This window comes from Paraburkholderia ferrariae NBRC 106233 (assembly GCF_000685035.1).
Taxonomy (GTDB): domain Bacteria; phylum Pseudomonadota; class Gammaproteobacteria; order Burkholderiales; family Burkholderiaceae; genus Paraburkholderia; species Paraburkholderia ferrariae.
Genome location: NZ_BAYB01000034.1, coordinates 20016 through 32268, shown reverse-complemented (window position 1 = coordinate 32268; position 12253 = coordinate 20016). Strand labels below are relative to the sequence as shown.

At 69.9% G+C, this 12253-nt stretch carries 13 protein-coding genes and 1 pseudogene; 1 reads left to right on the top strand and 13 read right to left on the bottom strand.

The window, feature by feature from the left end:
• Window positions 1-45: 45 nt before the first annotated feature.
• The 13 genes and pseudogenes from BFE01S_RS29395 to atpD all read right to left on the bottom strand — a co-directional run bounded on the left by BFE01S_RS29395 (window position 46) and on the right by atpD (window position 9921).
• On the bottom strand, window positions 46-696 hold the full coding sequence (locus tag BFE01S_RS29395; protein WP_028228577.1) for a BON domain-containing protein: 651 nt from the start codon (window positions 694-696) through the stop codon (window positions 46-48).
• Window positions 697-830: 134 nt separating this feature from the next.
• Entirely contained in the window at window positions 831-1709 is an 879-nt protein-coding gene (locus BFE01S_RS40675; protein ID WP_042338982.1) for an LOG family protein, read from the bottom strand.
• A gap of 2 nt (window positions 1710-1711) precedes the next feature.
• On the bottom strand, window positions 1712-2323 hold the full coding sequence (locus tag BFE01S_RS29385) for an NAD(P)H-dependent oxidoreductase (RefSeq protein WP_042338980.1): 612 nt from the start codon (window positions 2321-2323) through the stop codon (window positions 1712-1714).
• A gap of 136 nt (window positions 2324-2459) precedes the next feature.
• The gene (locus BFE01S_RS29380; RefSeq protein ID WP_028228575.1) at window positions 2460-3110 is read right to left on the bottom strand and encodes a BON domain-containing protein; all 651 of its coding nucleotides are present in this window, start codon (window positions 3108-3110) and stop codon (window positions 2460-2462) included.
• A gap of 80 nt (window positions 3111-3190) precedes the next feature.
• Window positions 3191-4066 carry a F0F1 ATP synthase subunit gamma gene (locus BFE01S_RS29375; RefSeq protein ID WP_028228574.1) on the bottom strand — a complete coding sequence of 292 codons (876 nt, stop codon included), beginning with the start codon at window positions 4064-4066 and terminating at the stop codon, window positions 3191-3193.
• Window positions 4063-5730, bottom strand: coding sequence for a F0F1 ATP synthase subunit alpha (locus BFE01S_RS40670; protein WP_084170228.1), 1668 nt, complete (start codon window positions 5728-5730; stop codon window positions 4063-4065). The genes BFE01S_RS29375 and BFE01S_RS40670 overlap by 4 nt, the downstream gene beginning before the upstream one ends.
• Window positions 5648-6397, bottom strand: coding sequence for an ATP synthase F0 subunit B (locus tag BFE01S_RS29365; protein ID WP_028228573.1), 750 nt, complete (start codon window positions 6395-6397; stop codon window positions 5648-5650). The genes BFE01S_RS40670 and BFE01S_RS29365 overlap by 83 nt, the downstream gene beginning before the upstream one ends.
• Before the next feature lie 9 nt (window positions 6398-6406).
• On the bottom strand, window positions 6407-6652 hold the full coding sequence (locus BFE01S_RS40665) for a F0F1 ATP synthase subunit C (RefSeq protein WP_042338978.1): 246 nt from the start codon (window positions 6650-6652) through the stop codon (window positions 6407-6409).
• A 2-nt stretch (window positions 6653-6654) separates the two neighbouring features.
• Window positions 6655-7353, bottom strand: coding sequence for a F0F1 ATP synthase subunit A (locus BFE01S_RS40660; protein WP_042338976.1), 699 nt, complete (start codon window positions 7351-7353; stop codon window positions 6655-6657).
• The gene (locus BFE01S_RS29350) at window positions 7350-7628 is read right to left on the bottom strand and encodes an N-ATPase subunit AtpR (RefSeq protein ID WP_028228572.1); all 279 of its coding nucleotides are present in this window, start codon (window positions 7626-7628) and stop codon (window positions 7350-7352) included. The genes BFE01S_RS40660 and BFE01S_RS29350 overlap by 4 nt, the downstream gene beginning before the upstream one ends.
• Window positions 7621-8076: pseudogene (locus BFE01S_RS46655) on the bottom strand (AtpZ/AtpI family protein); the annotation flags it as partial. The gene BFE01S_RS29350 and the pseudogene BFE01S_RS46655, both read right to left, overlap by 8 nt.
• Window positions 7959-8417, bottom strand: coding sequence for a F0F1 ATP synthase subunit epsilon (locus BFE01S_RS29340; protein ID WP_028228570.1), 459 nt, complete (start codon window positions 8415-8417; stop codon window positions 7959-7961). The gene BFE01S_RS29340 and the pseudogene BFE01S_RS46655, both read right to left, overlap by 118 nt.
• A 10-nt stretch (window positions 8418-8427) precedes the next feature.
• On the bottom strand, window positions 8428-9921 hold the full coding sequence (atpD, locus tag BFE01S_RS40655; protein WP_084170227.1) for a F0F1 ATP synthase subunit beta: 1494 nt from the start codon (window positions 9919-9921) through the stop codon (window positions 8428-8430).
• 297 nt (window positions 9922-10218) lie between these two features.
• Here atpD and acs point away from each other — a divergent pair, with 297 nt between their 5' ends.
• Window positions 10219-12177: an acetate--CoA ligase gene (gene acs, locus BFE01S_RS29330; RefSeq protein ID WP_042338972.1), complete on the top strand. Its 1959-nt coding sequence runs from the start codon at window positions 10219-10221 to the stop codon at window positions 12175-12177.
• The last annotated feature ends 76 nt before the right edge of the window (window positions 12178-12253 follow it).

Here is a 12253-nt window from a genome sequence, read left to right as displayed (position 1 = left end):
ACGCATGCCGCGCATACCGCAGATGGCACCCCTCGCTCGCCGCCCTCATTCGACGGTCAGCAGATTGACGACCGAACGTACGCCCGGCGTCGCTCTGGCCGCACCGCCCACGAGCTGCCGCTCGGCGTGCGAAGCGACCTTGCCGCTCAGGATGGCGGTGCCGTCCGTGATTTCGATCTGGACGTGCCGGGCCTCGCGCTCGCCATGGCGCTCGATTGCGGCGCGAATGCCGCGCGCGATGTCTTCGATCGACGTTTCGCCACGAATGCGGACCTTGTCGGTCACGCCCGTCACGCCGCGCATGTGCGAAATCGCGCGCTGCGCGGCGTGGCTCTGATACCCCCAGTCGCATTCGCCCACCAGGGTGACCCAGCCGTTCTCCACCTGCACCTGCACGTTCTGGTTGTCGAGGCCCACGGTCCATTCGAGGATCGAGCGCACGGTGCTGGCGATGTCCTCGTCGTTGCGCACGTCGTGGTGCGGCAGGCGCACCGTCATTTCGACGACGATCGCGCGCACCCCCGCCACCCGCCCGGCCGCTTTTTCCGCCGCATTCTTTTCGGCGTAGCTGGACGGATGGCCCGACAAGGTCACGACACCGTTGGCAACCTCGACGCCGATATTCAGCGCATTGATCGACCCTTCGCACGCAAGTTCGGCTTCCACATCGCGCTTCACGTCGCTATCGGTCTTCATGGCAATTCGCTCCGGTTTGCCGCGCGCAGGCGGCACAGATTGAGTGCAGGCGCGCTTCGGGAAAAGTATTGTTCAAGCCAGTTCATCGTTTCCTCCATGCTGCGACATCAACGGCGGCGTGCCGTGCGCGGGCGTCATGCCTGCGCGTCGTACCATCGGCGGATCGCCGACCAGATCGCCTCGGCGCTCTCGCAGAAGCGAAACAGTGCAAGGTCGTCGGCCGAGATCATCCCCTCCTGCGCCATCAACTCGAAGTTGACGACGCTGCGCCAGTAGCTCTCGCCGACCAGCACCACGGGAATCGGCGCGATTTTGCGGGTCTGCAGAAGCGTCAGGACTTCGAACAATTCATCGCAGGTGCCGTAACCGCCCGGAAAGAAAACGGCGGCCTTGGCCTTTTCCAGCAGATGCAGCTTGCGAATGGCGAAGTAGTGAAACTGGAAACACAAGCCCGGTGTCAGGTAGGCGTTCGGAAGCTGGTCGTGCGGCAGCGCGATGTTCAATCCGACGGTTGGCGAACGACTCTCGAATGCGCCCCGATTGGCCGCCTCCATAATGCCGGGACCGCCGCCCGTGACGATCGTGAGCCGCGGCAGCCGCCGGGTTCCCCTTGCTGCACCGACCAGCCTGCCCAGCTCGCGCGCCACTTCGTAGTAGACGCTGTGTCGGACCATGGCCTCGGCCTGGTGAAGGGCGCGCCGATGCCCGGCGTCCTCCGGTGCCTCCTTGACGCGGCGTCGCGCCTCGGCGAGCGCGCGGCGGGCGCGGGCAGGGTCCGCGACGCGCGTGCTCCCGTACACCACGACAGTGTCCGCAATGCCGAACTGCTGCAGTTTCTCGGCGGCTTTCCAGTAGTCGAGTTGCAGGCGCACGCCGCACATTTCCGTGCGACGCAGAAACGCTCCGTCCTCGTCGGCCTGGATATAGGTCGGGCTCTCGATCAGACGCCGCACGCGCGCCGGCACGAGCGGTCCGCCCCCGGACGCGGGGTCCGGATCGCGCTTCGTGTCCATCGTCATGCAGCCGGCACGCAGCCAAAGTGCTCGCGAACGAAGTTGCGCGCTCGCGCGAAGTCGGCGGCTGCGGCTTCGGCTGGCATGTCCGGGTTCACCTCGTCGAAATGCAGATGGCCGATCAGGTCGAAACCGGCGGCCTGGAATAGGTGCGTGTCCTGCAGCAGCCGCATGGCTTCCCAGCGGCCGTCCTCGACGAGAACCTTCAGCGGCGCGCCCGAAACCGTCACGACCGCCGCCTTTCGTCCATGCAGGAGCCCGCGCACTTCTCCGTTGCTCCCGGTTTCGTAGGCGAAGCCGCGGCTGAACACGCGATCGACGTAGCCTTTCATCATTGCGGGCATCGCCATCCACCAGAGCGGATAGACCACGGTCACGACGTTTGCCGAGAGAACGTCCTCCTGCGCGACGAGCACATCGGCCGAACGAACCCGCACGTCGCAGCCGTCGGTCAACTCGCGGGCGGACAGGAGCGGATTGAATCCCATCCGGTACAGGTCGTGAATGCACACGTCGTGACCTGCCCGGATCAACTCTCCGGCATAGGCTCGCGTCACGCTCATGGTGAAACTGTCTTCCACGGGATGCGCGGCCACGATCAAATGTTTCTGCATGGCAAGCTCTCCTCCGTCAATCCAATCGCCCGGCGCCAGCACGCGCCGCAAGATTCATCCTGCGCGTCGGCACCGCCATCCGGTTGACGCACGTCAACAAGGTATCCACCGCCTAGAGCGCAACGGCGGCTGCCGCTCACTCGACGACCAGTTCGTCCACCACGCCCCGCACCCCGCGGGTGGACCACGCGGCGCCGCACGCCGCGCGCCGGTCGCGATGCGAAGAGACGGTGCCGCTCAGGGTGGCGACGCCGTTCTTCACGTCGATGCGGATACCTTTGAATTCGCGCTGCGCCCGGCGCGCGAAGGCGGCGGAAATGTGCTCTGCGACGTCGGCCACGGCGTCGCTGTGGCGCACGGTGATCTGGTTGGCTACCCCCAGCACGCCGCGCATGCGGCTCACCACCTTTTCGGCCTGGTTGCGCTGGTAGCCCCAGTCCACCTCGCCGGAGAGCGTCACGCAGCCCCGCTCGACCTCGACGTGCACCGCGTTGCCGGGGAGCCCGGCCTGCCAGCGCAGCGCCAGCACGATAGCCCCGGCCAGATCCGCATCCGGGTGCAACGCGGCGGGCGGCGGATCGACCCGCAGTTCGACGGCGATGGCGCGGCTGCCCTCCACACGCTCGGCGGCGCGCTGGGCAGCCAGCTTCTGCGCGTAGTCGGGCACGCTGCCGGAGAGCGTCACGATGCGGTCCTGCACGGCCACTTCCACGCGAGACGCATCGACAGCCGGGTCCCATGCGAGCTCGCATGCCACGTCCAGCGTCAGATCTTGATCGGATTTCATCGGCTCCTCCTTGCGATGTCGGGCGACGGTGTGCCCGAACCCAAGCATCGCGCACGGCGCCGCCGCCGGACTGACGTCGATCAATCCCCAGCGATCCCGGCCGCCTCGCGCCCCGTGGTCAGCTCGACGATCTCCGCCGTGATCTCGTCCTGGCGCAGCGCGCGGTACTGCTGTTCGAGGCCGCCCAGACGTTGCTGGACGTGGGTGCGCGCAGCCAGCATGGCGCGCACGCGCGCTTCGTTTTCGGCGGCGAACGCGAGCATCAGCGCCTCGCACAGTTCGGTATAGACGTAGAACTCCACGAGCCCGGCCAGCAGCGGCGCGGGCGGCAGGTTGACGAGCGGCGGCTGCGTGCGCGGGCTCACGTGAAAGCGCGCGAAATCGAAGGGAATGAGCGTTCGCCGCACGATGCGCAAACTCGGTTCGCCGGCCAGCGCATGCAGCACGGAAACGCGTGTCGCATGCCCGCCGTCGGCAAGCCGGGCATAGAGCGCGTCGCTCACGCGTGCCGCGAGACGCGGGACGACCGACGAATGCGGGGCCATCGGCGCGGACCATGCGGGCGCCACGCCGCGTCCGGCAAAGGCACTCGTGAGGCGCGTGCCGACCAGCAGCCACTGGCGCGCGCGGGCCGTCTCCCGGGCCGCATCGCTCAGGGCCTGCGCCGCGATCTGGTCGTTGAGTCCGCCCACGAAGCCCTGCTCCGTGCCGACGACGACGCACACCTCGGTGCCCTGCCCCGCATCCGGCGAGCGCGGCGAAGCGTTCGCGGGCGCAAACGCCAGCACCTCGGCGATGGCCCCCGCCGCCGCTGCGGCCGCGGCACGAATGCCGGGGAGCCGCCCCTGCGCCTCGCGCGAGCGCGAGGCGGCAATCCCGCGCATGGCCCCGACCACGGCATCGAGTTGATCGGTGGCCGCGATCCGCGCTTCGATCTCGCCGAGCTTGCCGCTCACGGGGCCTCTCCGGCTGGCGCCTCGCCTGGGTCGTCTGCTTTGTCCGCTTTGTCTGCGTTGTCCGCTGCCTCGCCTGCAACCAGCTCGCGCACGCGTTCGCGCAGTGCGGCAAGCGTTGCCGCAGACGCTGGCGCCGCGTCGCCAGGCGCGCCTTGCGCCCGGCGTTGCGCGAGATGCTCGCGGATTTGCGCGATGCGGTTCGCGGGCACCGCGTCGAGTTCGCCGGCGCCGAGCGCCGCCAGCAGGGCGATCTGGTCGGCCGTGGCAAGCGGGCTGAAGCGCGGCTGCGCAAGCAATGCGCGTATCCGTTCGCCACGCGCGATCTGCGCGCTCACGCGCGCATCCGTGAGCCCCCCGAAGCGCGTGAACATCTCCAGTTCGAGAAACTGCGCATAGTCGAGTCGCAACTGCCCCGCCACCTGGCGCAATTCGGGCACCTGCGCCTTGCCGCCCACGCGGCTCACGCTCAGGCCGACGTTGACGGCGGGCCGCTGGTTGGCGGCGAAAAGCGCCGCATCGGTCACGAGCTGGCCGTCGGTAATCGAGATCAGATTGGTCGGGATATAGGCCGAGAGATTGCCTGCGTCGGTTTCCGCGATCGGCAATGCGGTCAGCGAGCCGCCCCCCAAACCGGCGGCGAGCTTCGCCGCACGCTCCAGCAGGCGCGCGTGCAGGTAGAAGATGTCGCCGGGATAGGCCTCGCGCCCCGGTGGGTCGCCGGTGAGCAGCGCCAGTTCCCGGTGCGTGGCCGCATGCTTCGAAAGATCGTCGATCACGACGAGCGCGTGCTGGCCGCGGTCGCGGAAATACTCCGCGACCGAGAACCCCGCGAACGGCGCGATCCACTGCATGCCGGGCGAAGCCGACGCAGCCGCCACCACGAACACGCAGCGGTGCGGCGCGCCATGCGCGCGCACCGCGTCGATCACGCGCTGCACGGCCGTTGCACGCTGGCCCACCGCCACGTAGACGCAGATCACGTCGCTCGTGCGCTGGTTGACGATCGTGTCGACGGCGAGCGACGTCTTGCCGGTCGCGCGGTCGCCGATGATGAGCTCGCGCTGGCCGCGCCCGATTGCGAACAGCGCATCGACGATCAGCACGCCGGTCTCCAGCGGTTCGTTCACGGCGTCCCGCTCGATGATGGCGGGCGCGGGGCGCTCCACCGGCAGCCAGGCCGCGGCGGCCACCGGCTCGCCGCCGTCCAGCGGGCGGCCGAGCGGATCGATCACGCGCCCCAGCAGCGCCTCGCCCACCGGCACCCGCATGACGGCGCCGGTGCGTTCGACGCGGTCGCCCGCCTCCACATGCGCCGCGTCGTCGAGCAGCACCACGTTGACCGACCCGGCATCGAGCGTGCGCACATAGCCGAGCGCACCGCTCGCGAAGCGCACCGTTTCGTCGAGCGCGACGTCGGGCAGTCCCGAAACGCGGGCTACGCCGTCGGCCACCCGCTCCACGCGCCCGAAGGTCTGCGCTGCCGCGGCAAGGCGCACGCGAGCGAGCGCCCCGCGCTGCCGCGCGAGCCAGTCGTCCGGATGGTCCGGGTGGTCCAGATGGTCCGGGTGGTCCGGATTCGATTCAGCTGCGCACACCTTCGTGTTCCCCCAGTGCGTCGCGAATGGCGTCCAGATCGTGACGCAGATGATTGCGCACCGTGGCATGCGCGCTCGTGAGTTCGAGTCCCGCGATCAGCGACGGATCGGCGTGCACCGCCAGCGTAACGGGCCGTCCGAGCGCCGCGCCGAAGGCGGTTTCGCAGAGCCGCTGCTCGGCAGTGCTGAGCGTGCGCGGCGCGGTGAGCGCAAGCGGCTCGCCATCGGCGCCGAATTCCGCGCGCAGCGCGGGCGGCAGCGCGGCCAGCGCCTCGGCCGTGGCGCCGATGAAGCCGTGCACGCGCGCCTTGGGCGGCAGCCGGTCGAGCAGCCTTCCGGCAATTTCGGCGGCCAGCCGCGCCGCGTCGTCCTCCATGGCCCGCGTCTGCGCGGCACGCTCGCGCTTCAGTGCATCTTCGGCCTCCACGCGCAACTGGACGGCCTGGGCTTGCGCCGCAGCGAGCAGGTCCGCCTTGCGCGCCCCGGCATCCGCTTCTGCGGCCTGCAGCACGGCCTCGCGCGACGCCGCGAGCCGCGCCGCTTCGGCCCGCGCAGCGTCGTGCCCGGTCTGCGCCGCACGGCGGCTCGCCTCGGCATCGGCAAGCAGGGTCTGGGCCGCCTTCTGGCGGGCCGCGACGATGTCCGCCACCGGCCGGAACAGAAAGCGCGCGAGCAGCCACACCAGCACGAGTGCATTGACTGTCTGCAGCGCGAGCGTGGACCAGTCGATATGCATGGCCCCGCCTCACTTCACGAACGGATTGGCGAACAGCAGCAGGAGCGCGATCACGAGGCAGTAGATCGCCATCGTTTCGATCATCGCGAGCCCGACAAAGAGCGTGCGCGATACGGTGCCCGCGGCGTCCGGCTGACGTGCGATGGCGTCCATCGCGGCGGCGACGGCGCGGCCTTCGGCCAGTGCCGGCCCGATGGCCCCGAAAGAGACCGCAAGCGCGGCGGCAGCGATGCTGATGATTTCGATAAGGTTCATGGTCATCCTTGCCCGTGTGCGCGCCGGCTGGTGCCGGCGCGTTCGGTGCTGGCTGCGGCGCCGACGAACACCATGGCCAGCACCGCGAAAATATAGGCCTGCACGGCCCCCGTCAAAAGATCGAGCGCCATCAGCGGAATCGGCACCAGCAGCCCTGCGAGCGAAAGCACGATGCCCACCACGAAGACGCCGCTCATCACGTTGCCGAACAGGCGCACGACGAGAGAGAACGTGCGCGTCAACTGCTCGACGACATTCAGCGGAATCATGACCCACGTCGGTTCGGCGAACGTCGCGAGATAGCCGCGCAGGCCGCGCGTGCGCAGCCCATGAAAGACGGTCGCGGCGAGCACGATCAGGGCCAGCGCGGCATCGGTTTCGAGATGCGCGGTCGGCGGCTCCACGCCCGGCAGGAGCGAGGACCAGTTGGCCACGAGGACGAACAGGAACAGCGTACCGATCAGCGCGCGATACGGGCCGGGATCGCTCTCGATGGTGTCGCGGATCTGCTGGTCGAGCGTCGTGACGAACAGCTCCAGCACGGTCTGGGTTTTCGAAGGCACGAGCGCGAGCCGCCGTGTCAGCAGCAGGGAGCCGATTGCAACGACCGCCATGATGGCCCACGTGGCCACGACGGGCGCCGTGATCGACAGCGGCCCGAGGTGCCAGAGCGGTGCGGTGGCGAGCGGCGAGCTTGTCATGACCGCACGGCCGCCACCGCGCGCAGCGTCGCATGGCGCGCGAGCAGCAGGCCGGCCATGCCGGCGAGCAGCGCCGGCGCGCCGGTACGCGCGAGCACGAGCAGCAGCAGCGCGGTCAGCACGCAGCGTGCGGCCAGTGCGCCGAATGCGTAGCCGAAGCGCCCCGCAACGAACAACCGCGTGTTCCAGCGCAGCGCCGCGAAATGCGCGGCGCCCGCCGCAAAGCCGGCGGCGAGACCCGCCGCGAGCGCCCAGAAGGTCCAGTGACTAGTCATCGCGATGGCTCCTTTCCTGTCGATGCATCCATTTCCACGCGAACCAGAGGCCCGCCGCCGCGCCGAGCATCAGCATGGGCGCCGAGAAGAACACGCGCGTGCCGGACAGCCGGTCGAGCAGGCGCCCGATTGCCAGTGCCGCCAGCGTGGGCAGCACGATGGTCCAGCCGAGCACGCCGATCTGGCCCAGCCGGCTGGCGAGCGACGGTTCGGGCTGCGCCCGGCCGCGCGCCTCGCGCCCGGCGGCGTCGCGTGCGGCCCGTGCGACGTGATCGGCGTCTCGCATCGGCCCCAGCGGCTCCTGTGGCCCGCCCGGTCCCGGTTGCCCGCTCATGGCCCGTCTCCCTGCGCCGGCGCGTTGTCCTGGCCGTCGGGCACCACGGGCCCGCGCAGGTAGCGCAGCATCTGGCGCACGGCCCGGGCATGCAGGCGAACGGCCTCCACGCGCGCACGCCGTTCCGTGTCCAGTTGCGCGGCGCGCACGCGGGCGACCTCGCCTTCAAGCTGCGCGAGCGAATCGCCGACGATCGCCTCGCGGCATGCGATGGCGACGACGCGCCCGCCCGATACCGTCATCACGCCGCCATCCACGGCGCAGCAGCGGCGCTCGCCGTCCGGCGAGGCCCAGCGCACCACCGAGGGCGGCAACAAGGTGATGAAGTCGGCATGGCCCGCGCGAATGCCGAACGCGCCGCTCGCATCCTCGGCGCGCACCGAAACGGCGGCCGCGTGGTTCACCGCCACCTCGAGCGGCGTGGCAATCGTAAGATCGAGCGGCGCGGCACTCATGTCGGCTCCCTCATGCGGGTCCGCCGGGCGCCCGCACTGCCGCCGCGCCCGCGACATTCGAGGCCCGCTCCTTCTCGCGGGCCTCTTCGAGCGTGCCCACCATGTACAGCGAGCGCTCCTCCCAGTCGTCGCACTCGCCCGCGAGAATCGCCTTGCACCCCGCTACCGTGTCGGCGATCGCCACCGAACGCCCCGGCAGTCCCGAGAACGCCTCGGTCACCGCAAAGGGCTGGGTCAGAAAGCGCTGCAGGCGGCGCGCGCGCTGCACCAGCACACGGTCCCCCGCGCCCAGCTCCTCGACGCCGAGCAGCGCGATCACGTCCTGCAGTTCGCGATGATGTTCGATGAGCCGCCGCACTTCGGTGGCGACGGCAGCGTGCTCCGCGCCCACCACCAGCGGGTCGAGCAGCACCGACGACGAGGCAATCGGATCGATGGCCGGATACATGCCCTCCGCCGCCATGGCGCGCGAGAGCACCACCATGCTGTCCACGTGCGCGGCAATCGTCGTCACGGCCGGGTCGGTGAAGTCGTCGGCGGGCACGTAGACCGCCTCCACGGCGGTCACCGCCGCGTCGCCCACCGAGACGATGCGCTCCTGCAGCGCCGCCACTTCGCTCGCGAGCGTGGGCTGGTAGCCGACCCGCGAGGGCATGCGCCCGAGCGAGGCCGAGACCTCCGCCCCCGCCTGCACGAAGCGGAACACGTTGTCGATCATCAGCAGCACGTTCTGGTGCTTCTCGTCGCGAAAGTACTCGGCGATCGTGAGCGCAGTGAGCGGCACGCGCCAGCGCGCACCGGGCGGCTCGTTCATCTGGCCGTACACGAGCACCGTGCGGGCGAGCACGTTCGAAGCGCGCATGTCCGAGAGCATTTCGTGGCCCTCGCGCGAGCGTTCCCCCACGCCCGCGAACACGGAAATCCCCTGATAGCGCTCGACCATCGCGTGGATCAGTTCCATCACGAGCACGGTCTTGCCCACCCCCGCGCCGCCGAACATCGCGGCCTTGCCGCCCTGGGCGAGCGGCGCGAGCAGGTCGATGGCCTTGATGCCGGTCGTGAAGATATCGGTGGAGCCGCGCAGCGCCGCGAGCGGCGGCGCCTGGCGATGAATCGGGCGGCGCGGCGCGCCCGTATCGAGCGGCGGGCCGCCGTCGTGCGCCGTGCCGCCCACGTCGACGAGGCGGCCGAGCACCGCGTCGCCCACCGGCACGTCGAGCGGGCCGCCCCGCGCCTCCACGCGCTCGCCGCGCCGCAACCCCGCCGTGGACGCCAGCGAGAGCGCGCGCAGGGTCGTGGCGCCGAGGTGGGCCTCGACCTCCGCGGCCACGCGCGAGCCGTCTTCGCGGACGATCCACAACGCGTCCTCCACAGGCGGCAGCGGCCCGGTCTCGAACACGACGTCGAGCACCGCGCCGCGTACCGCGCTCACGCGGCCGGCAGCCCGCGGGCCGGCCGCGTCTGCGGGGCCGGAGGGGGCGTTCGGTTCGGGGGCGTTCGGCACGTAGCGGCTCCGCGTGGCAGGGCTGGAATCCGTCCACGATAGGGGCTCGCGACCTGTTTCGACTGATCTCGATCAATTCATCGCCGATCCCGGAACGACGGCGCTTCGGCATGCGGCCCGCATCGCTCCGGTTGATCTGAGTCAATCGAGGTGCCGCGCCGGCCGCCGAGACTGAACCGGCAAACGCAAGCCGCGGCGCCGCACACCGCTCGATATGCAGAGGCGAGGCGTTGCCATCGCTAACGCATTACGCCATCGATTCACGCCAGCGAGGAGACCATGTCCACACCCGAACCGATGTCCAGTGGCGCGCCCAACGCCCCTATACCCTTGCTCGCGGGCGCCGCCATTGACGGAATGAACGCCTATCGCGCACTCGTCGAAGAGGCGCAGCGCGATCCCGAGGCGTACTGGGCCCGACTCGCGCGCGAACACCTCGACTGGCAGCGCCCGTTCACGCGCACGCTCGACGCAACGAACGCGCCGTTCTTCAAGTGGTTCGACGACGGTCTGCTCAACGCGTCGTACAACTGTCTCGACCGGCACCTCGCGAACGGCGGCGCGGCGCGCACGGCGCTGATCTTCGAAGCGGACGGCGGCGAAGTCACTACGCTCAGCTACGGCGAGTTGCACGCGCGCGTTTGCCGCGTTGCCAACGCGCTGCGCGAACGCGGCGTGCGGCGCGGCGACCGGGTCATGATCTATCTGCCCATGTCGGTGGAGGGCGTGGTGGCGATGCAGGCGTGCGCGCGCATCGGTGCGCCGCATTCGGTCGTGTTCGGCGGGTTCTCCGCCAAGTCGCTGCACGAGCGCATGGTCAACGTGGGCGCATGCGTGCTCATCACCGCCGACGAGCAGGTGCGCGGCGGCCGTCATCTGCCGCTCAAGACCATTGCGGACGAGGCGCTTTCGATGGACGGCGGCGAAAACGTGCATACGGTGATCGTCTACCGGCGCACGGGCGGCGCGGTCCCCTGGCAAGCCGGGCGCGACGTCTGGCTCCACGAGATCGAAGCGGCACAGAGCGCCGCGTGCGAGCCCGAATGGGTCGATGCCGAGCATCCGCTCTTCATCCTCTATACGTCCGGTTCCACGGGGACGCCCAAGGGCGTGCAGCACAGCACGGGCGGCTATCTGCTGTGGGCCGCCCTGACCATGAAGTGGACCTTCGACATCCGCGCGTCGGACGTGTTCTGGTGCACCGCCGACATCGGCTGGATCACGGGCCACAGCTACATCTGCTACGGTCCGACGGCGGTGGGCGCGACCCAGGTGATCTTCGAAGGCGTGCCCACGTGGCCCGACGCGGGGCGCTTCTGGCAGATGATCGGGCGCCACAAGGTATCGATCTTCTATACGGCGCCCACGGCCATCCGCTCGCTCATCAAGGCTGCGGACAGCCACCCCGAAGTGCATCCCTCCCGCTACGATCTGGGCACGCTGCGCCTGCTCGGCACCGTGGGCGAGCCGATCAATCCCGACGCGTGGCGCTGGTTCGCCGCCGAGGTGGGCGGCGGCCGCTGCCCCGTGCTCGACACCTTCTGGCAAACCGAGACCGGCGGCCACATGATCGCGCCGCTTCCGGGCGTCACGCCGCTCGTGCCGGGTTCCTGCACCTTGCCGCTGCCCGGCATCGAGGCGGCTATCGTCGACGAATCCGGCCGCGACGTGCCGAACGGCAACGGCGGCCTGCTCGTCATCAAGCGCCCCTGGCCTTCGATGCTGCGCACGGTGTGGGGCAATCCTGCGCGCTATCGCGCCGGTTATTTCCCGGAAGAGCTGGGCGGCACGCTCTATCTTGCCGGCGACGGCGCGATCCGCGATCCCCACACCGGCTACTTCACGATCACCGGCCGCGTGGACGACGTGCTCAACGTCTCCGGCCACCGCATGGGCACCGCGGAGATCGAGTCCGCGCTCGCCGCGCACCCGGAAGTGGCCGAAGCTGCCGTGGTGGGCCGCCCGGATGCCACGACGGGCGAAGCCATCGTCGCGTTCGTCGTGCTCAAGGGGCAGCGCCCCGTGGACGCCGAGGCGCAACGGGTTGCCGACGCGCTGCGCGCGTGGGTGGGCCACGAGATCGGGCCGATCGCCAAACCGCGCGAGATCCGCTTCGGCGACGCCATGCCGAAGACGCGTTCCGGCAAGATCGTGCGCCGGCTGCTGCGCTCCGTCGCAAAAGGCGAAGCGATCGAACAGGACACCTCGACCGTCGAAAATCCCGCCGTGATCTCGCAATTCAGCAAGGCGGCATGACGGCCGGCGCGTCGCGCGCCCGTTCCGCATGCGCCCGCCGAGGGCCGCCTGCAACCCCGACGTCTATCAGGAGACA